The organism is Streptomyces sp. NPDC048718 (genome assembly GCF_043198875.1).
Taxonomy (GTDB): Bacteria; Actinomycetota; Actinomycetes; order Streptomycetales; family Streptomycetaceae; genus Streptomyces.
In genome coordinates this window covers 523410-545941 of sequence record NZ_JBICVG010000002.1, presented here as the reverse complement: position 1 = coordinate 545941, position 22532 = coordinate 523410, and the positions used below count along the sequence as shown (strand labels likewise).

16 protein-coding genes and 1 pseudogene are annotated in these 22532 nt (G+C 71.3%); 10 read left to right on the top strand and 7 right to left on the bottom strand.

The genetic code is table 11. From position 1 onward, the window contains the following. Positions 1 to 14: 14 nt before the first annotated feature. Positions 15 to 227: a hypothetical protein gene (locus ACGFRB_RS05350; RefSeq protein WP_393239272.1), complete on the bottom strand. Its 213-nt coding sequence runs from the start codon at positions 225 to 227 to the stop codon at positions 15 to 17. 92 nt (positions 228 to 319) lie between these two features. On the opposite strand from ACGFRB_RS05350, the pseudogene ACGFRB_RS05345 reads away from it, so the two are divergent. From ACGFRB_RS05345 to ACGFRB_RS05335, 3 genes and pseudogenes are all read left to right on the top strand, one after another. Then, positions 320 to 639: pseudogene (locus tag ACGFRB_RS05345) on the top strand (hypothetical protein); the annotation flags it as partial. A gap of 474 nt (positions 640 to 1113) precedes the next feature. Next, the gene (locus tag ACGFRB_RS05340; RefSeq protein ID WP_393239269.1) at positions 1114 to 3813 is read left to right on the top strand and encodes an SdrD B-like domain-containing protein; all 2700 of its coding nucleotides are present in this window, start codon (positions 1114 to 1116) and stop codon (positions 3811 to 3813) included. 145 nt (positions 3814 to 3958) lie between these two features. Continuing rightward, on the top strand, positions 3959 to 4915 hold the full coding sequence (locus tag ACGFRB_RS05335; RefSeq protein ID WP_393239266.1) for a hypothetical protein: 957 nt from the start codon (positions 3959 to 3961) through the stop codon (positions 4913 to 4915). 123 nt (positions 4916 to 5038) lie between these two features. Here the strand turns inward: ACGFRB_RS05335 and ACGFRB_RS05330 are convergent, their stop codons facing one another. After that, positions 5039 to 5680 carry a hypothetical protein gene (locus ACGFRB_RS05330; protein WP_393239263.1) on the bottom strand — a complete coding sequence of 214 codons (642 nt, stop codon included), beginning with the start codon at positions 5678 to 5680 and terminating at the stop codon, positions 5039 to 5041. 176 nt (positions 5681 to 5856) lie between these two features. Then, the gene (locus ACGFRB_RS05325) at positions 5857 to 7197 is read right to left on the bottom strand and encodes a right-handed parallel beta-helix repeat-containing protein (RefSeq protein WP_393239260.1); all 1341 of its coding nucleotides are present in this window, start codon (positions 7195 to 7197) and stop codon (positions 5857 to 5859) included. A gap of 57 nt (positions 7198 to 7254) precedes the next feature. On the opposite strand from ACGFRB_RS05325, the gene ACGFRB_RS05320 reads away from it, so the two are divergent. Further along, entirely contained in the window at positions 7255 to 8463 is a 1209-nt protein-coding gene (locus tag ACGFRB_RS05320) for a Dyp-type peroxidase (protein WP_393239257.1), read from the top strand. A 106-nt stretch (positions 8464 to 8569) separates the two neighbouring features. On the opposite strand, the gene ACGFRB_RS05315 is transcribed toward ACGFRB_RS05320, so the two are convergent. From ACGFRB_RS05315 to ACGFRB_RS05300, 4 genes are all read right to left on the bottom strand, one after another. Continuing rightward, a complete protein-coding gene (locus tag ACGFRB_RS05315) occupies positions 8570 to 9358 on the bottom strand; it encodes an SGNH/GDSL hydrolase family protein (RefSeq protein ID WP_393239254.1) in 789 nt (262 codons plus the stop codon). 1058 nt (positions 9359 to 10416) lie between these two features. After that, positions 10417 to 12147, bottom strand: a complete 1731-nt coding sequence (locus ACGFRB_RS05310) for a DEAD/DEAH box helicase (RefSeq protein ID WP_393239252.1) — start codon at positions 12145 to 12147, stop codon at positions 10417 to 10419. Positions 12148 to 12234: 87 nt separating this feature from the next. Further along, positions 12235 to 12438: a cold-shock protein gene (locus ACGFRB_RS05305; RefSeq protein WP_360247276.1), complete on the bottom strand. Its 204-nt coding sequence runs from the start codon at positions 12436 to 12438 to the stop codon at positions 12235 to 12237. Positions 12439 to 12719: 281 nt separating this feature from the next. Then, positions 12720 to 16514, bottom strand: coding sequence for a hypothetical protein (locus ACGFRB_RS05300; protein ID WP_393239248.1), 3795 nt, complete (start codon positions 16512 to 16514; stop codon positions 12720 to 12722). Between the two features lie 235 nt (positions 16515 to 16749). On the opposite strand from ACGFRB_RS05300, the gene ACGFRB_RS05295 reads away from it, so the two are divergent. The 6 genes from ACGFRB_RS05295 to cas6e all read left to right on the top strand — a co-directional run bounded on the left by ACGFRB_RS05295 (position 16750) and on the right by cas6e (position 22434). After that, a complete protein-coding gene (locus ACGFRB_RS05295; RefSeq protein WP_393239246.1) occupies positions 16750 to 16932 on the top strand; it encodes a hypothetical protein in 183 nt (60 codons plus the stop codon). Positions 16933 to 17296: 364 nt separating this feature from the next. After that, positions 17297 to 18853 (top strand): type I-E CRISPR-associated protein Cse1/CasA, encoded by a 1557-nt coding sequence (locus ACGFRB_RS05290; RefSeq protein ID WP_393239244.1) that lies wholly within the window; start codon positions 17297 to 17299, stop codon positions 18851 to 18853. Next, positions 18846 to 19388 carry a type I-E CRISPR-associated protein Cse2/CasB gene (gene casB, locus ACGFRB_RS05285; protein WP_393239241.1) on the top strand — a complete coding sequence of 181 codons (543 nt, stop codon included), beginning with the start codon at positions 18846 to 18848 and terminating at the stop codon, positions 19386 to 19388. The genes ACGFRB_RS05290 and casB overlap by 8 nt, the downstream gene beginning before the upstream one ends. A 63-nt stretch (positions 19389 to 19451) precedes the next feature. Further along, a complete protein-coding gene (locus ACGFRB_RS05280; RefSeq protein ID WP_393239238.1) occupies positions 19452 to 20807 on the top strand; it encodes a type I-E CRISPR-associated protein Cas7/Cse4/CasC in 1356 nt (451 codons plus the stop codon). After that, positions 20804 to 21703, top strand: a complete 900-nt coding sequence (cas5e, locus tag ACGFRB_RS05275) for a type I-E CRISPR-associated protein Cas5/CasD (protein WP_393239235.1) — start codon at positions 20804 to 20806, stop codon at positions 21701 to 21703. The genes ACGFRB_RS05280 and cas5e overlap by 4 nt, the downstream gene beginning before the upstream one ends. Next, positions 21700 to 22434 (top strand): type I-E CRISPR-associated protein Cas6/Cse3/CasE, encoded by a 735-nt coding sequence (gene cas6e / locus ACGFRB_RS05270; RefSeq protein WP_393239232.1) that lies wholly within the window; start codon positions 21700 to 21702, stop codon positions 22432 to 22434. The genes cas5e and cas6e overlap by 4 nt, the downstream gene beginning before the upstream one ends. The last annotated feature ends 98 nt before the right edge of the window (positions 22435 to 22532 follow it).

Sequence of the window (22532 nt, the reverse complement as noted above, 5' to 3'; positions counted from 1 at the left end):
GCGGGCCGCCCTCGTCAGCGGGCGGCTGTGATCGTCTCGCCCAGCGCCACGAGAGAGTCGGCGAGTTGGTCCATCCAGTCCGAGACGGGCCTGTCGCCGTCGGACTGCAGCGCGACGAACGTGCCGTCGTGGCCGGCCATCCCGAAGGTGGCCAGGGGCATCGCGATCCGGCCGGCGGTCTCCGGTCCGGCCGTGTCGGCGAAGGACGAGCGGATCATGTGCGCCATGTCAGGCGCGCGCCCCTTGTCGCGGACGGATTCGAGACCAGCGCCGACGGCGTGGACGGACTCCTGAAGACGCCGCTGATCGACGAGATCGGCATCGTCTTCGACGCGGCCTCGGTGTCCGCTCGGTGCGGGTGGTCACCCACTGCGCCGAGGCCGGCATCTCGGCACAGCACATCGCCGCCGCCCGGGTGCGCGCCTACCGCGACGTCCTCGACCCGGCGACCGGATCGGCATCCATGCCCACGAGAACCTCTCTGTCTACTCCAGCTCCCTGCGGCACGCGGAGACCGCCGCGCGGCGGTACGGGGTCGACGTGCGCGACATCCTGATGGAGTGCGGCCGGCGGCGACTGATCGGCGGACAGGAGGACATGATCGTGGACATCGCGCTCGGCCGGGCCGCCGCGAGCTGACCCACGGCGTCCCCGGTACTGACGCCGACACCGACACTGACACGACGGCGTCGCCGGCCCCCTTCCCAGGGTCCGGGCGGCGCCGTCGTGTCGCTCTCGGGGGCTTTGCGCACGACCTTCGAACGACCGCGCGCATCGACCTCCGCTGGTTATCTGAAAGTGCGTCAACTGCACGTAACGGAACGGCACTCGGGTTCGTTTATCCCTTCGTGACATGGGTCGGGACCGGGGCATGAGGGTACGGCGGAGGAGGACTTCGTCATTCCGGCACGATCTTGGCCAAAGCAGCCCTAAGATCCGCAGTGAGGCGGTTCTCCGCATCTCTGTGTACTCCCTTACGAGCAGGGCCATGGGCCCTTCGAACGCTGAGAGCAGGGGATGACATTCACGAATGAACGGACCAAGGGAGCCGCGCCCGAGCCGCGCAGGCGACGATCGACTGTGATCGGTCGCCGTACCGTCGGCTCCGCCGCGGTGCTCGCTCTGGGAATCGGCAGCGGAACCCTGGCGGCGGCGCCGATGGCGCACTCGCAGGGCGAGGAAGGGTCGGTGACGGTCCGGGTGATCCGGGCCGTGGACGACAGCGGAGTGTGGACGCCCGCGCTGGAGCCGGGCATGGCGGGGGTCAAGGTGACCCTCACCGACTATGACGGGAAGGGCATCGAGGGGACCACGGCCGCCGACGGCACCGTGACGCTGACCCCGGCGGCGGGCGAGGGTGGCAGCACCAAGTTCCGGGTCCAGGTGGAGAATCCGAAGCCGGGTGTGCTGTTCCCGGCCTTCGCCTCGCGCCAGGGGCTGGACGGCGCGCCCGGCCGGCTGAGCAGCAACGAGGAGTTCGTCGACCTCTCCGCCGGGAGGAAGGTGGAGTTCACCACCGGACTGTGGAGCCCGGGCGAGTACTGCCAGAAGAACGCCCCCCTGGTGACGACTTGCCAGCCCGCCACGCGCGAGGGTGAGACACAGCGCACGCTGGTCTCCTTCCCGTACAGCGCGCGCGGCCAGGACGGTGTCGACGTCAACGTCACCGATATCGCCACCAATGCCGAGACCGGCACCCTGTACGGCATCGCGTGGAACAAGGCCGACAAGCGGGTGTTCTCCTCGGCGGTGGCCAAGCGCACCACGGACTACGGTCCGGGCGGCGCCGGTGGCATCTACGTGACCGACCGCGAGCAGAAGAAGACCACCCTGTTCACCGTCGTCCCCGACGCGGGGACGACCAAGCACGGTGCGGGCACCGACGACGCCTTCCTCGCCGCCCCCGGAAGGGAGAGCCTCGGCGGCATCAAGATCACCGATGACGGGCGGGATCTGTTCGTCGTCAACCTCAACAACCGCAAGCTGTACCGGTACGACGCCACGGTGCCGACCGCGACGGCGCCGAAGTCCGCCGTGGCCATCCCTGATCCGGGCTGCCCCGCGGCGGGAGACTGGCGTCCCTTCGGCCTCGGCCTGCACGACGGCTCCGGCTACGTCGGCGGGGTCTGCTCCGGCGAGTCCACCGGGAAGGCGTCCGACCTGCGGGCCGTGGTCATGCCCTTCGACCTCGGCAGCGGAGAGTTCGGCAAGCCGGTCCTCGACCAGCCGCTGGACTACCCTCGCGAGTCGACGATCGGCGCACCTCCGTGCGACGGGCCGGGCTGGTTCCCCTGGACCGACACCTTCCCGACCTCCCAGAACGGGCAGGCCTGCCAGAACTATCTGGCCCAGCCGGAACCGGAGTTGGGCGAGGTCGACTTCGAGACCGACGGCTCCATGCTGCTGGCCTTCCGCGACCGCTTCGGCGACCGCGCACCGGCCGGTCCGACCCCGGGCTCGGTCGGCCGGGTCCTGTCCGGCGGCGACCTGGACAAGGCCTGTCCGACCGACGGCATGTACGTGATGGACACCAACAACGGCTGTGGACTGTCCCCTCGGGGCACCCGTTTCTTCGACACCAGCCGGATGGGCTCCCACCACAACGCGTCCTTCGCGGGCATGGCGTTCTCGAAGGTCGAGGACACCATCGCGACCTCCGGGTTCGACCCCAACAGCACCGCCTTCGGGTACGGAACCACCTTCAACAAGCGGGACGGCAAGCAGGACCCGAAGTCCGGTCTGCGGCTCAACCCGGCCGGTACGGCGGCCCCGTTCGGCAAGGGCGCCTCCATGGGCGACCTGGAAGTGCTCTGCGACCAGGCCCCGCTCCAGATCGGCAACCGGGTCTGGTACGACCCCGAGCGCAAGGGCGTCCAGAGCCCGGAGCAGCGTCCCGTCCCGGGCGCGACCGTCAATCTGTACGACGAGTCGGGCAAGCTCGTGGGGACGACGAAGACGACGGAGCGCGGCGAGTACTACTTCGACGACTCCAACGTCTCCGGCGGCCTGAAGCCGAGGACCAAGTACACGATCCGGCTCGACAACCCGGCCGACTACGCCGAGGACGGTCCGCTCTACCAGTGGGTCCCGACGGACGCGGACGTGGGCGACAACCACTTCGTCGACTCCAAGGGCGTCCTCCCCGAAGGCGGGAAGTTCCCCGAGCGGGCACTGACCACCGGCGGGCCGGGCGAGAACGACCACACGTACGACTTCGGCTTCCGGCAGCAGGAAGGCGAGCTGCACCTGGTCAAGCACGACCAGGACGGAAAACCGCTGGCCGGAGCCACATTCCAGCTGTGGAAGGAGACCAACGGCACCGACGACCTTCAAATCTCCGGCGACACGCCGGACACCCGGGTCGGCGAGCCCTGCGAGACAAAGGCCGACGGCCTCTGCGGGGGCAACGGCACCTTGGGCATGTACTACTGGCAGGAGGTCAGCCCGCCGGACGGCTACGCCGTACCCGACAAGACGGTGTTCGGTCCGCTGGTGCTCACCTCCGACAACCTCGACGAAGGGGTATCGGTGACCGCCGTCAACCAGCGGCTGCCCGACCCCACGCCGACGCCCACCCCGTCACCGGAGCCGACGGCACCGCCGGCGCCGGGTGAGCCCGGAACTCCGGGAGCGCCCGGAGCACCGGGGCACGACGGTTCCTCCGGCTCCGGCTCCAGCCTGGGAGGCCTCGCGTCCACCGGCTTGGGCCGGATGGGTCCGCTGGCGGCGGGCTGCGCCGCGCTCACCGTCCTCGGCGGGGCGCTGGTCGTCCTGATGCGCCGCAGGCGAAGGGCACAGCAACACCAGGCCTGATTCGTAGGACAGGCCTTTGCTCCTCAGCGGAGCGACCGGACCCGGTGATCCGCCGGGCCGGCTCGGGCGGGTTCGGGGACCGGTGGTCCGCGAACCCGCCCTCCTGTGCGACCGACCGACGAGAGAAGGCGAGTGCATGGCCCGGATGGCGCGAACGCCCCGGAAGGCCCCGAAGAGCAGGACGGACGCGACGGTTCCGACGACGTCAAAGGCTCCGACGACGACTCCGAAGGGGAAGACCGGCGGCCGGACACGGCGTCGGACCCTCTGGACGCGGACCCTGGCCGCGCTCGCGGTGTGCGGAGCGGCGGGCGGCGTCCTGGTGGCCTGGCGGGCGCTCTCGGACGACACCCCCGCCGAGCGGCCGGTGACCACGGAAGAGGCGTCCCGGCTGGCGCTGTCACGGCTGAACCTGTACCAGGCCGGCCCGGTGGCGGTCACCCTCACCGCGACCGAGGGCGGCGGAGTGGTGGTACGGGTCGAGGGGGTCGTGGACTACCGGACCCACCGGGGCGTGGGGAGCTACGAGGTCACCGGCGCCTCAGGGGCCACGGGAGCCACGGGGGCCTCCGGGAAGAGCACCCAGACCCCCAGGCCTGGCGCGGCGGAGCGGTTCGACCGAGGCCTGATCGTCTGGGACACCGGCGGTCTCGGCCTCGCGCCCGCGCCGAAGACCGGAGGCAGCGGTGGCACCGGCGATGGCCCGCCCTGGCAGCAGGCCGAGCACATCCCTCGCTCCGGCTGGTCCGCCCGCGCCTACACCGCCGATCCGCTGGACTCGGGACTCCAGCTGCTGATCGGGCTGGGCGCGGACCGCCCCGACAACCCGCTGCTGCTCGCCCAGTCCGGCGCCCGCTGGCTGGCGCGCGAGGACATCGACGGCCGCCCCTACGACCGCTTCTCGGGACCGCGCGCCCAGGGCACCACCCCTGGCGCGGGGGCCGGATCGGGCCGATCGCCGCTGACCTACTGGGTCGACGAGGACGGCGGCCTGCGCCGGGTGTCGATGCGGATGCCGGGCCTCGGGACCCCCACCACCCTGGACTTCTCCGGGCACGACGGCCACGCGAAACTCCCCGAGGCGCCGTGGGCCACCCGCTGAGGCGATGCTTTGGCCCCATGAGGGTGCCAGGCCGGGGCGTGGGGCCGGGTCGGGCGTCGGATGGGTGACGACGTCCGGTCCGATTGCCGGACCCGTGAACCCGGCAGGATCCGACGGCAGGTCTCAGCAGAAGCCGTGCACCCTCGCGCCGGCCGGTGCGAGGCTGGGCCAGGGACGCCCTGCTCTGTCGGAGGCGGCGGACCGCAGGAGGTCGAGAAGAGCGCATCCCGGGTAGCCCTGGAAACTCGCGTGGGTGCCCCGGTAGTAGCAGTTCCAGTAGCTCACGACTCGCCGTTGGGTGCGTGCGAAGAAGGCCGGGTTGTCCACCAGGAACTGTCCGTAGGCGCGGTGGCCGGGGGTGCCGGGACTGGCGAGATCGCGGAGCTCGTCACGGAGGACGACCAGGATCTCCACGACGTACTCGCCGGCCAGCCGCACGACGTAGGGGACGACCCAAGGATCAGTGGAACCGGCGACCTTCTCCAGGTGACGCTGTCTGACCATCCCGTCGCAGTGCCGTGAGTACAGGCAGTGCAGAAGCTGCTGTTGGCGCGACGAGAGCGACGCCACCGCGTTGGCCGGCGGCTCGTCGTGGTAGATGCGCTCGGGGATCAGGACCCGCCGGCCCTCCACGACGGCCGGAAACCGGTCACGCGGCTGGAGCCGGGCCTCAGGCATCACCGCCAGGACCGCCTCGGCGTCGCCGGCGAGTTCGGTGGGGAAGGCCGTGATCAAGGGATGGCCGCTGTCGGCAAGCTGTTGCACGAGCCGAGCATAGGCGGGTGCCTCGGCCGCGTCGCCGGGATATCACGGCCTTGCGGGCGTGCGACCCGGCAGAGGGGACGCGATCGGAACACCGACCGTGTCCGGCCCCGGCAGCGTCCGTCCTCGTACACCGTGCCCGCCTTCGTGTACCCGACACGTCCCGGAGGCCGCCGTTCTCAGTGCGCCCGCGGTACGGCGTTCGCGTCCTTCGGCAGCGGATAGGCGTTCGGATCGACGGCGCCCGGCAGCCCGGTCGCGGGCCTGCCCGGGGCCGTCGGGTCGGGCAGGGACGGCTGGGCGGGCGGGGCCGGCACCTGGCTGAACGGGATGCCGGGCGGAGCCTGCACCGGAGTGGTCCGCCCGTCGGGCAGGGCCTTCCCGCGGCGGGTGGCGCAGCCCGCGCGGGTCTCCAGACGGTCCGGGCTCTGGGTGCCGGGCCGGTTGCCCGTGAAGCAGTTCGCGGGGTCGGCGGAGGCGAGGACGAGGTCGGTGCCGTTGCCGGTGACCCGGTTGTCCTCGACGCGGTTGCCGCTGGCGGGATGTCCCGCCGGGTCGGTGACGATCACCCCGGCCGCGCGGTTGCCCCGGACCAGGTTGCGCTGGACACGGTTGTCGGTGCCGCCGCCGATGCCGATCCCGATGCCGAAGCCCCCGTCCGCCTGCTCGGGGGTGTCGGCCGCGTTGTTGTCGACGACCACGTTGCCCGCGATCACCGCGCCCCGCTGCGGGGCGAGGGCCTCCAGATCATTGGAATTGACCGTGATCCCGACCCGGTTGCGGGCGACCCGGTTGCCGAGGATGGACAAGTGGTCGGAAGCATTGGTCAGTTCGATGCCGACCGCGTTGCGCTCCACGGTGTTCCCGCGGACGACGGTGGAACAGGGCTTGCACTGGCCGACGTAGATACCGGAGTCGGCGTGCCCGGAGGCGTAGGACTCCTCGATCACGCCGTTGCGCGCGTCGAAGGCGTAGATGCCGTACAGGCCGTTGTCGTACGCCGTCACCCGGGTCGCGCGGAAGCCGCGGACGGCGGGGAAGCGGGTGGTGTCCAGCGGATCGTACGCGGAGCCGCCGGCGCCCCGCTGCTGGAGCTTCTCGTCGGTGACACCGGTGAACAGCACGCCGTTGGCGAGATAGCCGTGCACGGTGAGGTTCTCGACCACCGAGCCCGCGCCGGTCACCGTGATGCCGTTGGCCAGCCGGACCCCGCCGTCGAAGACCACCTTGTCGCGGTCCGTTCCCCGCAGGATCAGCCGGGGAGTGGTGACGTGCACGCTCTCCTTGTACACACCCGGGCCGACCAGCACGGTCTCGCCCTCACGGGCGACGTCCACCGCCTGCTGCACCGTACGGAAGTCCTGCGGAACGCGCAGCACGCTCCCGGCCGGATGCCGGGCGTCGTCCGACGACGGTTCCTGGCCGGAACACCCGGTGGCCGCCAGCGCGACCGAGACGACCAGAGCCGACAGTCCGAGCGCCTTTCGGACGCCCGTCGAGAGCCGGGGAGAATGAGTCAACAGGCCCTCTGTGGGCAGGATTTGCATGGATGTTGTTCTATCGTCTCCAATAGGCCCATGCCCACCGAACAGGGAAATGAGCGGGATTCACTCCCGGCCGAGGCCACCCGTTCCTTCGGGCGGCGGCGGGCCCTGCTCGCCGGCGGAGCGGTCCTCGCGGCCGGCGTCGGCGTCGCGGCAGACGAAGCGGCGCGGCGAGACCGCGCGGACGGTGCCGCCGGGGCTCCTTCGGTCACGACCGCGTTCCCCTTCCACGGCGCCCGGCAGGCCGGCGTCACGGCACCCCAGCAGCCGGCCACGCAGCTGCTCGCCTTCGACCTGCCCCGGTCCTCGGTCGCCGGGGAGCGCACGGCCCTGCGCACCGTCCTCGGCTCGCTGACCGGCACACTCGCCGGCGCGGCCTCCGAGCAGCCGAGGGACCCCCGTCTCCAGGGCGGTGGTACGACCCGGCTCATCTCTCTGGTCGGCATCGGCCCCGCGACCGCCGCCCGCCTCCGGCTCGACGTCCCCGCCTCTCTCGCCGCGCTGCCGGCCTTCCCCGGCGACCGGCTCGACCCGCGCCGCAGCGACGGCGACGTCCTGGTCCAGCTGTGCGCGGCCGACCGCTGGACGCTCACGGTCGTCGCGGAACTCGTCGCCACCGCCGTACGCACCGCCGGCGCCCAACCCCGCTGGAACCAGTCGGGATTCCTCGCCCCCACGCCACCCGGCACCACACCGCGCAATCTGTTCGGCTCCGTGGACGGCACCGCCAATCCCGGTCGCGAGGCCGCCGAACGATGGGTCTGGGGGGAGTCGGGAGCCCACCGGGACGGCACCGTTCTGGTCTACCGCAGGATCCGCATGGACGTCGAAGGCTTCGCGGCCCTGTCCGAGGAGCGGCGCGACCGGGCGGTGGGCCGCCGCACCCGCGACGGCGCCCCGCTCAGCGGGACCGCCGAGCACGACGAGCCGGACATCTACGCCAAGAACCCCGACGGGTCGTACGTCATCCCGGCCACCGCCCATGTACGCCTCGCCAGCCCGCGCTTCGACCGAGGCGCCCGGATGCTGCGCCGGAGCTACAGCTACGACGACGGTCCGGACGACCGAGGTCTGCTCTTCTGCGCCTTCATGCGCGACCCGGGGCAATTCGTTCGCGTCCAGGAGCGCCTCGCGGCCCGTGACGCGCTCAACCCCTTCGTCCAGCACCGGGCTTCGGCCGTGGCCTACGTACTGCCCGGTGCGACGGAGTCCGGGACCCTCGGGGACCGGCTCTGGGGCTGAGGCCCCGAGTGCCCCCGGCCGGCCGGGACGGCGCCTAGGGTGTTGTTGGCGACGAGGGTGGTGACGGCGGCGGGGGTGGCGACGGCGGTGCCGGGCCCGACAGCCCTCAGAGCGGCAGCAGTTCGGGGCGCTTCGGTTCCTGTGTGGCGTGAGTGTCCTTGCCCATCAGATGCTGCCCGAGCCAGGGCAGGAAGTGCTCCTTGGCCCACTTCAGGTCCGCGAGCCGCTCTGCCTGCCGGTTGGCCGGCCCCCGCAGCGCGCCCGCCGTGGACGTGTCCCGTTCCGGCGCGAGCCCCAGGACCTCGGCGGCCCGCAGTGCCACCTGCCGGTGCCCCTCGGACGACAGATGCAGCCGGTCGTCGCTCCAGGCGAGCGGCTGCTGGATGGACGCCATGGACCACAGATCGACGACCGGGCAGCCGTGCCGTTCCGCGATCGCGTGGATGTGCGCCGTGTACGTGGCGATCTTTCCCCGCAGATGACGCAGCACGGGGGTGCCGCGCGGGTCGAACCCGGTGAAGACCAGCACCGTCCCCGCCGCCGCGCTCAGTTCGGTGACGGCCTCCTCGAAGCGGTCGGTGATGCGGTCCACCGAACTTCCGAGCCGCAGGATGTCGTTGCCGCCGGCGCACAGGCTCACCAGATCCGGCGCCAACTCGACGGCACGGGGGATCTGTTCGTCGATGATCTCGTCGATGAGCCGGCCGCGCACGGCGAGATTGGCATAGCGCAGCGGTCCGGGGGAGTGGTGGGCGAGCCGGTCGGCGAGGCGGTCGGCCCAGCCCACGAGCTCGCCCTCGGAAGTTTCGTCGCCCAGCCCCTCCGTGAAGCTGTCCCCGAGTGCGACGAAGGAACCGATCGGGGCTCCGTCGAGCCGGTTCTGTGTGTCGGACATCCTGCGTGCCTCCCGTTCCGTCACCTCAGTGCCCCAGCACCTTGCCGCACTCTTTTGGCTGAATCAAATAAATATTCAGGACAATGTCATCTCCGGCGTGCGAGCCGGTGCCGGTGTGCGGCTGGGCGAACGACATTGCGCAGGTGGGGACTTGGGTCGGGCTGGACTGGACCGTGAGGGTCGGCATCCGCCTCGGCTCGTCAGTCGGTGGGGAGGATCCGGAGTCGGTCCCGGACGCATCGGGTTCCCTTGAGTGATCCGGACGAAGGGGATCGCCGCGCCGCTCTCGCCGAGCGGGGTGGCCTGGGAGCTGAACTCCCGCTGCCCCGACGGGCGTCGAGGAGGAGGCCGGCGATCCGCCGGGGCCGGATGGTCGACCGGGAGGAGGGGGCGCCATGGCGTGGGCGACGACGAGTACGGCGTGCGGTTCTTCGAGAGCGAGCGCGTGTGCGTCGAGCGTGAGGAGGCTGCCGACCTCGGGCGGTGAGGTGCCCGTAGGGCAGCGGTCCCGGATGTCCGAGAGGCACCCGGTTGGGTCACACGGTGATCCGCTCCGGCCTCTGTCGGGCGGGAGGTTCGTGTGGATCCGTCGGCCGTGGGGCTGTGCCGGGTCGGCCGGCCCCTCGCCGCGGGGGGGGGGGGGGGGGGGGGGGGGGGGCGGGGCGGGCGCGCCGGGGGCGCGGGGGGCGGGGGCGCGGGGGGGGGGGGGGGGGGGGGGGGGGGGGGGGGGGGGCGGGCGGGGGCCGCGCGCGGCGCCCCCCCCCCGCCCCGCCCCCCGCCCCGCCCCCCCCCCCCCCCCCCCCCCCCCCCCCCCCCCCCCCCCCCCCCCCCACAGGTGTGGCCGCCGGTCCGGCGGTGGAGGGCGAGGGCGGCATGGCCGTCGGCGGGCGCGCGTATCCGGACGGGCCGATACGAAGGCGTCCGTGCGCGATCCGTACCCAGGGGCGGGACGGCACGGCACGGACGGGGACGCCACCGGCAGCGGGGCCGGTGTGCTGGGCCGGGTCAACCGCCTCCGTTCGGCCGGTCGATCATGCCGAACGGAGGCAAGTGTCCTGCTAGGACGCCGAGTTGCGGCGGTCGCTGCCGCCTCGTCCGGAGCCCCGGGCGGGCTTGCCGGCGGCGGAGCCGGACGGGCGACCGCCCCTGGCCCGGCGATCGGCACCGCGTCCACCCGAGCCGGCGGCACCGGCTCCGGCCTTCCCGGCGCCCGCGTTCCTGGCGCCGGGAACGGAACCATTCCCGGCTCCGGACGCGGCCCCGGCTCGGCCGGCGCCACCGCGCCTGCCGCCGCCCGCCGTGGACGGCTTGTCGGAGGCCGTCGTCCCGGTGGTCGCGGCACGCCGCTTCGGGCCCTGGTTGCGCGTACCCGCCTCGGAGGAGGTACCCGTCGCCGCGCCGCCGCCGGCCCTGCGCGGACGGCCAGGCCGCCGGCCGGGCTCGCCGTCGGACTTCCGGCCGCGGCGCGAGGCCGCCGGAGGAGTCGGCTGGGCCGTCTCGAGCACGACGGGAACGCCCGAGGGCTCGCGGGCACCGGTGAGGGTGGCCAGAGCCGGGTCGCTGGAGGTGATGCGCGCCGTGCGGGGGCGGATGGCCGCGTCCGACATCAGCCGGGTCATGTCCCGCTTCTGCTCCGGCAGCACCAGGGTGACCACACTGCCCGTGCTGCCGGCGCGCGCGGTACGGCCGCCCCGGTGGAGGTAGTCCTTGTGGTCGGTGGGCGGGTCGACGTTCACGACGAGGTCGAGGTCGTCGATGTGAATGCCTCGGGCCGCGACGTTCGTCGCCACCAGTGCCGTGACCTGGCCGTTCTTGAACTGCTCCAGGGTCCGGGTGCGCTGTGGCTGGCTACGGCCGCCGTGCAGCGCGGCTGCCCGGACACCGACCGACAGCAGTCGCTTGGCGAGCCGGTCGGCGGACCGCTTGGTGTCGAGGAAGAGGATGACCCGGCCGTCACGGGCCGCGATCCTCGTGGTGACGGCCTTCTTGTCGGTCTCGTCCAGGACGTGGAGCACATGGTGCTCCATGGTGGTGACAGCACCGGCGGACGGGTCCACCGAATGCACGACGGGATCGGTCAGGAACCGCTGCACCAGGCGGTCGATGTTGCCGTCGAGGGTGGCCGAGAAGAGCAGCCGCTGCCCATCGGGCCGCACCTGCAGCAGCAGCTTGGTGATCTGCGGCAGGAAGCCCAGATCGGTCATCTGGTCGGCCTCGTCGAGGACCGTGATCCGCACCTGGTCGAGCACGCACTCGCCGCGCTCCACCAGGTCGTTGAGCCGGCCGGGAGTCGCGACGAGAACCTCGGCGCCGCGCCGCAGCGCACCGGCCTGCTTGGTGATTGAAAGACCGCCGACCACGGTGGTCAGCCGGAGGTTCACGGCCGTCGCGTACGGGGTCAGCGCGTCCGTCACCTGCTGAGCGAGCTCACGGGTGGGCACGAGCACGAGCGCGAGGGGCGCCCTGGATTCGGCGCGCATTCCGGCCGTACGCCCGAGCAGCGCGAGCCCGAACGCCAGCGTCTTGCCGGAGCCGGTGCGCCCCCGGCCCAGGAGGTCACGGCCGGCGAGCGAGTTCGGCAGGGTGGCGGCCTGGATCGGGAAGGGGGTGGTCACGCCTTGGGCGGCGAGGGTCTTCAGCAGCCCCGCGGGCATGTCCAGCTCGTCGAATCTCTCGACGGCGGGGAGTGCGGGCGTCGTGCTTTCCGGCAGCCGGAATTCCTTGGGAGACGACGTGGAGGACGCGGGGGAAGAGGCGCGCCGGCCTGACTTCTGGGGCCTGCGGGGCATGCGATGGTTTTCCTTCCTGGAAACAGCGCAAACCGGGGTTCGCACCCATAAGGTGCGAACCCCGGTTTGCGGTGACGTCGCCGACGATCAGGCGGGGACGATGTTCTCCGCCTGCGGGCCCTTCTGGCCCTGCGTGACGTCGAAGGAAACCCGCTGGCCCTCGAGGAGCTCACGGAAGCCCTGGGTGGCGATGTTCGAGTAGTGGGCGAAGACGTCCGGGCCGCCGCCGTCCTGCTCGATGAAGCCGAAGCCCTTTTCCGAGTTGAACCACTTCACGGTTCCCTGCGCCATGATTTTCTCCTTCTGTAGGCAGAGGCCCCATCCGGAGATGCCGGAAAACAAGAAATGCGCCAGAAAGGAATATTCCCGCCGGGCGCACATAAGTTCATGGGTACCACAACTGCAACAACGCAAGCGTAACACGCTTTGGCGGAGCGTGGGGGCGGGGGCCGGTGGCCCCGCTTCCGGGCCCGGTGGCCGTCCTGCTGATGTGACCGTGTCCGGCCGGGGCGCAGACGGCACCAGGGGCCTGGACGCGTGCGGCCGAACCCCCGGTTACAGCCCCTGCCGGATCAAGGCATCGGTTCGCCGGGCCCCTCCATCGCGGGGCCGAGAATCCGTACGGCCTCGGCCATCGGCACCAGCGCCTCCGGCGCCAGCAGGGGGAGCAGCGGGATCGCCCGTACCCATCCCTCCTGGTCCGCCAGCAGCTCCAGGACGATCGCCCGGGCGGCCGCCATATCGGGGGCCGTGCCGTCCCCGGCGGCATGGGCGAGCGCCAGACAGAGCCGCGGGATCGCGTCGGCGGAGCGGCGCTCCGGGTCGGACGTCGTCGGTACCCCCGCCAGATATGAGGCGACGGAGGCCAGAGCCGCGGCACGTCCGTCGGGCGATGGTGCCGCCTCCGCCAGCTGCCGCGCCATGGCGAGGTCACCCTCCACGGCGCACAGGACGGCCAGCTCGGTGGTGGGGAAATGAGGCGTCGCCGCCGTCCGCAGCCGCAGGATGTCGGTGCCCGTGTCCAGGAGCGAGGGTGCCCCCGTCTCGATACCGAGCCGTTCGAGCAGGGCGAGAAGCACCACGGTCCGGTGCGGCACGCTCTGCCGCGCCAGACACACCTCCGTGGCGACCTCCCGAAGGGCCTCGTATAGAAGGGGGGCGGGTCTGCGCACATCAGGGCCGGCGAGCAGCAGCTCGGCGACCCGCGTCAGCGGATCGGTCAGCGACCCCTCCCGCAGGCGCTTCCCCAGCAAGCCGATCACCGGTGCGGCCACCTCCGCCGCGACCTTCGGGTGCGGGGAGACAAGCCCGGCGGCCACGGCCGGACGGGCCTCGGCGGGAGCCAGCCGGGCGGCGTCCGGCGCCTCCCCGGCGTACGCGAGAGCCTGGGCGACTACCGCCTGCGTACCGCGATCACGACGGTCCGCCACCAGCCGCACCGCCTCCTGCGCCGCCCGACTCGCTGCCTCCGTGAATCCGCCCTGAGAACAGCCCAGAGACAGGGCCGACAGGTGCCGGGCCCGGTGTGCGGGGTCGGAATCGGTATCGAGCAGGGCGTATGCCTGATCGCTTTCCCCGATCACGCCGAGCGCGTGGACGAGGGGGCGCGCCCAGGGCAGGGGGGTCCCGGGCGTGGCGGACGGGTGTGTCCGTACGACGGGGGCGAGGGCGGAGAGCATCCGCGCGCGTGCGAGGAAGGGGTTGCCGGCGTCGAGGGCGGCAGTGGCGCGGTCGAGCAGGGCCAGATGCGGCAGCCGGTCGGAGCTGTCGTCGTGGGGCTCGGGTGCGGTGACCGACGGAATGCGTCCTCGGGGAGCTTGTCGGCGACTCCGCTTGCCCTGGGGCGAGAGGGATGACCGCCCCGGCTCCTCCCCCTCTCTCCTTCTTTCTCTCTCCTCCCGCTTTCGGCTCCGTACCTCCCGATCGCGCGCGACACTCCTTGCCTGGCGGATGCCCATCGCCGCGTCGAGGTTCGCCGACCCTCTTTCTGCGAGATTGTCGCCCAACGCTCCTTCAGCCAGACCTTGCTCGGCCAATAGCTCCCGGAACGGTTCGAGGGCAAGCCACCCGATTTCGGCGTCTCTCATGGTGTGGCTGAGGCGGTCCAGGGTGGGAGCGACATCCCGGCGCAGATACGCGCGATCGGCCTCGGACAGGTTCCCGGGATCGCGCAGCGCGGCCAGCAGCCTTTCCGCGGCCGTCTTCACGAGCCGGGGGGCCACCGACGTGCGGCGAATGAGTGCCAAGGCGCCAACGGCGAGAACCTCCATGAACGCCAACTCGTCCTCGGATTCCGCCTCTTGGCAGAGTTCGATAATGCAGTTCTGGGCCTCGCCCCTGTGGCCTTCGTTGACCTCGGCGATGGCTGCCCAGATGTCGACCGCTGCGGCCCGAGCCCGGGGGCCGCCCATGCTCAGGTCGCGCGCCCGATCCTCAAGGGCTTTGAACCGGCTCTCCCGGTCCTCCCCGGGCAGCAGACTGGCTTCCGTGACCGTGGTCACGATGCCGCCCGCGCCGCCCGCGGCCGCTGCCTGGGACAGGATGTGCGAGGCCTCGGTCTGCTCGGCGTCGCGGAGTTCGCGGGCTGCGGCGGAGAGCGCGGCCGACGTGTCCCAGCCTGGGCCGGGGCCATGAGCGGCCCGAGTGGCGCGCCCTGCCCAGAGCGCCGCTTCCGTCGCGACCTGAATCGCTTCCCCTCCTCCCACGCGTCCGATCTCCATGGAGAGCGCTGCCAAGCGGCTTGCTCTCGCCGAGGGGTCGGGGCCCGAACGCGCGAGGGCGAGGGCACGTTCCGTGTCTCCAAGGCGGACACAGAGGGCGATGGCCTCCGGTGGCACGTGGTGGGTCCAGCCTGTCAACAGTGCGGCGGTGGCAGCCTGGCGTGCGGCTGTCGCGACTTGTGGCTCGGCGAGATCCGCGTGTGCTGCCGTGTCCACCTGGGCGAGCGCGACATCCGCCCCGGTGTCGGAGGCGAGCCGCAACAGCCGGGGAGCGTCCAGTACGTACTCCGCACGCGCGGCCGGATCCTCCAGCAGTCGCACGTGGCCGGTCAGCAGATAGGGCGAGGTGCCCTCGGGCCAGGCGGCGCGGCGCAGCCGGTCGTCAGCCCAGGTGCGAAGTGCCGTGGTGTGGTGTGCCGACTCCTCTGGGGTGAACTGCCGGCGGAGCGAGGCGAGGAGCCCGGGGTGGCTCAGGGAGTACGTGGCGGTCGCCGGACCGTCCAGGACGACGCACTGCCCGTCCGGGCCGTGGACGATCCCGCCCACCTGCTCGGGAGACGAATCGGTCAGCTCCGCCAGGTCGGCCATCCGCAGCCCTCCGCCCGATGCAGTGAGCAGGCCGAGGACCCGACGACCCAAAGGGTGCGCGAGCAGCCTCTCGGCCGCTTCCGACGCCACTTGCTCGATGTCGGCGGCGCGCGTGCCAGGACCGAGCGGCCGGTAGCAGCCTTGCTGTCGAAGAGGATGCTGGGCAGGGATGTCGGCGGGCAGGCCTACCGGGCGCCGGACCGAGGCGATGATCCTCAGGTTGGGGTCGGGGCGGGCGGGGAGCAGCGCCGCGATGCTGCCGGGCCCACGCTGCCCTCGTCTCTTGACGCTGTCCTCCGATCCATCGGTGACATTCCAGGCCGTGTCCTCGTCGAGCCCATCGATGACAAGCAGGAACCTGCGCTTGCCCTCTTTGCTTCTTTTTGCGGCCAAATTGAGATATTCACCCCACTTCTTCCGCTTGTTCACCTCCTTGCCCGTGGGCTCCTTGAGGGCTTGGGCGACTTCTCTTGAGCCTGGATTGGCATTTTTCCGGGTGAACAAATCATCGATCTGCCCGGTGAGTTGATCCAGGAAGGCCGCGCGTGTGTGAGTGCCGTGAGCCTCCGAGACGAAGATGTGCACGAGGTCGACGTCGCGTCGCCGCTTCGCAGTCGCGGCGTATGCGGCGAGCAGTGCGGTCTTACCCACGGCGAGCTTAGAGTGCCAGCACAAATAGGCCGATTCGGACCCGGAAGCGGCGACGAAGGCGGCCATCGTGCCCATCTCGCTCTCGCGGCCGTCCAGCTCGCCGGATGGTGCCAGGGCGCGCAAGGTGCGGGCCCAAGGTCTCCGGCCCCGCGGGGTGAGTTTCTGGGCCGACTGCCCTTGCGCCGCTCTGAGAAGGGCCTCCCACTTCTGGTCCTGCGGCCCACGGCCGGCCTTCACCTCGGCTCCGTGTACCAGTGCCCAGAACACCGCCTCGTTCCTCGCGGTCGGCGCGGTTCGGCCGGACAGCCAGGACCGGAGGGTTTCGTGGTGGAGTGAGCCGCCGGCTAAGGTGCGGGCGTCGCTCGGGCCGTAGGGCTTACTCAGAGCTGCTTCGAGCAGCTCACCCAAGGCCCTGCCCAGGATCTCCCGGGGCTGTTCCCGCTCGTGGATTGGTCCTGGCATTGCCTCTCCTTCCGCTGCGGGTCGAGCGGGGTCGCGCTCGATTCAGGTTGCGTTTTATGCACTGTGACCTGCATAAACCGTGGCAAGGGGGGTGCACACGTCATAGGAGCGGAGCCCGCTCCTGTTCCAAGCTGAGGCCACTCGACCACAGGCCGTACCGGCCTCGAACCGAAGGAGCCTCATGTCCGCCCTGCTCGCCCTCCTCGACAACTCGCTCCCCGTCCGCGTCGCGGCCGCCGGACTGCTGTACGTGGGCCTCGTCGGCACCGTGGCCCTCGTCTCGGTCCTCGCCCCGACCCCGGAGCGCCGCCGCGACGCGCGCTCCACGCTCTCCATCCTCATCCGGTGGCGCCGCTCGAAGTGACCTGATCGACCGGCAGCATGAGCGGGGTCCTGACCCGAGAGACATTTCACCGCCCCGTCTCGCAGGGGCACCGGTTCTGAGACATCTGCCCGCATGGAAGGCGCCTTCATGCGGGAAGGCATGGCGGTACGGCCGCTGCCCGTGCACCAAGCCGTGGTCGGTTCACCTTCGGGTATTCCCTTGGCCGAATCGGCATCCTGCACGGTGGTCGGCTGTTAGCGTCTGGCTGTTCCGGAGAGTCACCGTCATGCCTCCATGGCCAGACCCCGAAAGCGGTGGCCACGCAGTGCCCGAAGAACATGCCGTCGGCGCCGACGAACCGCGGCTCAGCTGGGATCCCCGGTATCAACCCTGCATCCGGACGGTGGGCACCGACGGATCCAGCGTCACCCACTCGCTGCGCACGCTGTTCCGCGACGCCGAGAAGCTGAGTGATCTCGACTGCGCCACCCCCGGTGAGGCGGTCGCCCTCATCGAACATCTGCTGGCCATCTGCTTCGCCTCGGGTAACTGCCCCTCCTCGCCCGAGGAGTGGCTGTCGTGGATCACTGAGAAGCGTGACCTCGCCCCCGTGGTCGACTGGCTGACGGATCAACCGGCCGACGTTTGGGACCTCTTCCACCCGGATACGCCGTTTGGCCAGAACGCACTGCTCGCAGAGCGACTCCAGGAAGAGGGAACTGGGCCCGCACAGTTGGTCATCGAGCGAGCCGGCGACTACAGCCAGCATCTCGATCACCATCATCTGGAGCGCGGAGAGCCTCTTCCCGCCGCCGAGGCGTTCCGCGCCCTGCTCACCCAGCACGTCTACGCTCCCTATGGACGTGGCCGTCTCTCCGGCGGCAAGAAGGGTGATGAGAAGGGCGACAAGGAGCCGGGTAAGTGGATCACTTACATGGCCTCCGGGCGTCTGCTCGGACGGATCCGGGTCATTGCCGTCGGCCGCTCCCTCGGCGAGACTCTGCGGCTCAATCTCTATCCTCCTGAAGGGCCGGGAGAGCCGCTCAACACCTCATGGACGACCGCGGGGGTCGAGCGCCGGAGCTTCAAGGAGAAGGCCAAGCCCCGGGCGCCCCGGAGCTCCGCCGATCTCCACAGTGCGCTTTACCGGTCGATCCTCATGCAGCCCAGTTGCGATGGTCAGGGTCAGATCGTTGTCCACCGCGTTCTGATCGGCGCCGGCGAAGAGCTCGACCTGGACCCGGAACGGCACCTCCAAGACGCCGTGTTCGCCCAGACTCTCGGGGGACAGAGCAAGCCCCTGTGGCCGTCCCCTACCCGGGCCCTCTGGCTTGAGGCCCACGCCCTCTACAGCGCCGTCGACAATGTGACGCACGGGCTCTACGCGCGCCTCTACTCCCTTCGTACGGCCATGGCCCGGCACGAAGGGGCTCCGTTCCGGCTCCGCGCCGTCGGTCTGATCACCAAGCAGTCACTGCCGGCCGACTGGCTTCAAGGCAGCTACCCCTTTGGCCCGTTCATGGTCGCGCACCTGCACCGTGCGTCGTACCGGGGTTCCGTGATTGCCGAGTATGTGGCGCGGATGCTGAAGAGCGCGGCCGTCGTGGCCTTCGAGAATGTCTACCCCGCCGCCCGCGCCGCCGACGAGCCCGGCGGGCTCGAACGGTGCGACGCCCGAGAGGAGTTCTGGCCCGCTGCCGCACCGTCCTTTGAGCTGCTGCTCGACAGAGTCGTCGAGGAGCATGCGATCGACGACGACGATCCGGTCTCGGAACCGCTGCTCGACTACGCCGAGACCCTGCGGACCATGGCCCGCGCCCATCTCGTACGCCGGCTGGACTCGCTCCCGCCCAACAACCGTAGTTACCAGGCCCGGGCCCGCGCCGAGGAGTGCTTCGACAGGGGCATGCGAAGCGCCAAGGCCCCCGCCGAACTCCGAGGGGAGATCGCGCATGACTGACAACTACGCCCATCTCATGGACGACGTCACTCCGGCGGGCTCGTTCCCTCACGACAGCGAGGGCCTCGTCAATTGGCTCGCCGCCCTCGTCCATAACCGCGACTACGGCACCCTCGCTCAACTGCGGCGCGCGGGCGAGCCGAACAATGCCCATATCCGGGCTGGTTGGCACGGCGGAGACACGCACCGCGAGCTGTTCGAGCAGGTCGCCTTTCTCTTCGCCGTCTACCACCAGGGCCGTTCCAAACCCTGCCACGGGGACGGCAGTCTGGGCACCGCGGCCCGCAGGATCGGTGACGGCACCGGGCGCGGGCCCGACAACCCTGGCGCCCAGCGGCTGATCGACCGGGTGGTGGCGAGCCGGCGGATTCCCTGGCGGCATCTTCAGCACGCGGTCACCCGGCTGCGGACCTGCGAGCAAGCCCCGCCGTCCTGGAGCGAGCTCACCGAGGACCTGATTCGCTGGCACGACCGCAAGGCGCGGATCGCCTACCGGTGGTCGGTCGAGTTCCACAGCACGGCGAAGCGGCGCTGAACCGTGAGCAGAAGGTGCTGAAGCGTGCACAGCAAAGCGGACGACACAGAAGGAAGCGACCACGTGACCGAGGCCCCACGGAGCCAGTTCCTCTCCCTGCATGTGATCGAGACGCTCGCCGCGGTCCTGCCCGTCCGCGACGAGAACGGTCAGCCGAAAAGTATGGTCTTCGGCGGGGTCGAACGCCACATGATCACCAGCCAGGCCCGTCGGCGCGCGGAGCGTGTGCACGCCCGTGACCGTGCCAACGCCGGGGTCGGCGCCCTCAAGGGCCACAGCATGGGAGTGCGTACGCGCGAGTGGGCCCTGCTTGCCGCCCGCGAGCTGGAGTCGGCGTACGGCTGGGAGCGGGACGAAGCCATGACCACGGCCCGCGCCGTCATCGAGGCGAGCGGGCTGAAGTTCGGCGACCCGGCGAAGAAGACCGTGGCCAACCTGACCAAGGTGCTGGTCTTCGCCCCGGCCGACGCCGGTGTACGGATCGCCGCCCACCTCGCCGAGCAGGCCGAGTCGCTGCGCCCGTGGCGCGACGAGTATCTGGCGGCCCGGGCGAAGGCCGCCGCGAAGAAGCCCCGTAAGGGAGTGGCGAAGAAGGCCGAGCCGCCGGCGGAGGAGGAATCCGGTGCGGAGCCGGGTGCGGAATCAGGTACGGCCAAGCTGCCGGCGCTGCCCAAGACCACGCGTGACGCCGTGCTGCTCGCCCTCGCACCCCGGGACGCCGTGGACATCGCGCTCTATGGTCGCTTCCTCGCCGAGATCGCGGACTCGCCGAACGTCGACGGGGCGGTGCAGACCGGCCATGCCTTCACCGTGCAAGAAGCGGAACAGATCGACGACTTCTACGCGGCAGCCGACGATGCCAAGCAGGACCGCAAGCGCAACGCCCTCAGCTTCCTGGACGCGGCGGACGACGCGGGCGCGGGCATGACCGGCTACCAGTCGCTCATCTCCGGCACCTTCTACCGCCACGCCGTTCTCGACCGTACTCAACTGCGCACCAATCTGCGTGTGGCCGGCATGAGAGCCGAAGAGGCGGAGGAGACCGCGATCGCCGCCGAGCAGGAGTTCGTGAACTCCTTCGTCGAGGCGTTCCCCGAGGCGAAGAAGAACTCCACGGCCTCCACCGGATCCCTCCCCGGGCTCGTCCTCGCCTTCGAGGGTGAACGCCCCTACAACTACGCCGCGGCCTTCCAACTCGCCGTCGACGAAAGGCCCGTGAGCGAAGGGGGCGAGGGTCCGGCCGGTCCCGCCGCCGTCCGCCGACTGCTGCGGCATCACGCCTTCGTCAGCAAGCGGCGGCCCGATCTGCTTACCGCGCGGGTCCTCACCTACGACCCGGGGATCGACGACATCCTGCGGACATCCGACCTGCCCGCGTCCGTGACCGTGGTCGAGAACGCCGAGGGTCTCACCGGATGACCGCGCCGCATGTGCTGCTCGTCCGGCTGGCCGGGCCCCTGCAATCCTGGGGTGTGGCCGGCCGGTTCGCGCGCCGTGACACCCACACCCGGCCCACCAAGTCCGGGGTGATCGGGCTGTGTGCGGCCGCCCTCGGCCTCGACCGTGACGAACCCCTCGGCGAACTCGCCGATGTGCGCTTCGGAGTCCGCGCCGACCGGCCGGGCACACCGCTGCGCGACTATCACACGGTCGGCGGCGGACGGTACCCGCTGCGCCCCCGGGACCTCGTCACCGACCACCGCCGGGCCGCCGCCGCCAAGACGGCCCCCGCCTCGGCCTCCGGCAGGCACCCCGCCTCGGCCTCCGGCCCGGACGGGCAGCCCCAGGAGCCGTACGGGCGCCACACCCTCGACCACTGGTACGGCTCGCCCAAGCTGATCGAGGCGGACCCGGGCTCCGGCGCCCTGGTCTCCCAACAGGTCCGCCGGCACGCCCTGCTCACCGAACGCTGGTACCTCGCCGACGCCGCCTTCCTGGTGGGCCTCCAGTACGAGGACCGAGCCCTGCTCGACCGAATCGCCCACGCGCTGGAACACCCGAAGCGCCTGCTCTGGCTCGGCCGCAAGGCGTGCCCGCCGTCCGGCGACCTCACCCTGGGCGTCGAACCCGGCACGCTGGAGGACGTGTTCCCCCGCAAGAGCCTTCTCCCGTCCGTGGGGGTCGGCGCTCCCGAGGCGCACGGCGGCAGCCCCTGGGCCTGGTTCGAGAGCCCGGTTCCACTGCCCGAGCACGCTCCGGTCCAGGACCAGCCGGTGCGGTTCGACGCGGCCGGGCCCGTGCACGGACCCCGCTGGGAGACCCGGCACCGCATCACCATCGCCCCGCACGCCAGCGAATGGGACATCATCCCGTGAACACCACGCCCACCGGCCCGTCGCCCGCCGCCGCCCGGTTCGTCACCACGCACACCCTGCTCTCCCTGGACGCCCGGCACCCCTACACGGCCAAGTCCCTCATCGACGCCCAGGACATGCACCGGACCGTGATGAGCGGATTCGCGGGTTGGGTCGACAACGGCAGCAGGGACGCCCGCGCGCAGATGGGCATCCTGTCCACCTGGACCGTCGATCTGAGGGAGGCGCGGCTCTCCCTCGTGGTGCAGTCCGCCGTGCCCGGCGACTGGGACCGCGTGCCGCGGGCGGCGCTCGCCGAGAAGCCGCACACGCTGACCGTCGACCGCACGTTCCGGGTCGGCGACCGGGTCGACTTCCGTACGGTCGTCAACCCCGTCCGGAGCGTGTCGCCCCCGCCCGACGCACCGCGCAAGACGCGGGGCACCCGCGTCGCCCACACCCGGCCCGAGCATGTGAAGGGCTGGTTCGCCCGGCGCCTTCAGCCGGCCGGCGAACCCGCGGTCGCACCCGACGGGGTGACCCGCATCGGGGCGGACGCCGATACCGAGCGGCTTGCCCTGCGGATGCTGCCCAAGATGTCGTCTCCCGCGCCCCACAAGGGGCTTCGGATCGCCCGCGCCGAGGTCAAGGGGACATTCACGGTCACGGACCCGCAGGTATTCGTCGCCGCGCTCACCCAGGGCATCGGGCACGCCCGCGCTTACAGCTGCGGACTGATCCTGGTGCGCTGACACCGGCCGCCTGCCTGTCCGTTCAGCTGTCCGCCCGCCTGACCAGCCGCCCGTCAATCCGGCCATCCGGCCGACGGTCCGCCCACCTCGGCGCCGCC

What these genes read in the sequence shown, in the direction of transcription:
- ACGFRB_RS05335 (WP_393239266.1), top strand. Translation starts at nt 3,959, where the DNA reads ATGGCGCGAACGCCCCGGAAGGCCCCGAAGAGCAGGACGGACGCGACG.
- ACGFRB_RS05315 (WP_393239254.1), bottom strand. Translation starts at nt 9,358, where the DNA reads ATGTCCGACACACAGAACCGGCTCGACGGAGCCCCGATCGGTTCCTTC.
- cas5e (WP_393239235.1), top strand. Translation starts at nt 20,804, where the DNA reads ATGACCGCGCCGCATGTGCTGCTCGTCCGGCTGGCCGGGCCCCTGCAA.
- ACGFRB_RS05310 (WP_393239252.1), bottom strand. Translation starts at nt 12,147, where the DNA reads ATGCCCCGCAGGCCCCAGAAGTCAGGCCGGCGCGCCTCTTCCCCCGCG.
- casB (WP_393239241.1), top strand. Translation starts at nt 18,846, where the DNA reads ATGACTGACAACTACGCCCATCTCATGGACGACGTCACTCCGGCGGGC.
- ACGFRB_RS05320 (WP_393239257.1), top strand. Translation starts at nt 7,255, where the DNA reads ATGCCCACCGAACAGGGAAATGAGCGGGATTCACTCCCGGCCGAGGCC.
- ACGFRB_RS05305 (WP_360247276.1), bottom strand. Translation starts at nt 12,438, where the DNA reads ATGGCGCAGGGAACCGTGAAGTGGTTCAACTCGGAAAAGGGCTTCGGC.
- ACGFRB_RS05350 (WP_393239272.1), bottom strand. Translation starts at nt 227, where the DNA reads ATGGCGCACATGATCCGCTCGTCCTTCGCCGACACGGCCGGACCGGAG.
- ACGFRB_RS05295 (WP_393239246.1), top strand. Translation starts at nt 16,750, where the DNA reads ATGTCCGCCCTGCTCGCCCTCCTCGACAACTCGCTCCCCGTCCGCGTC.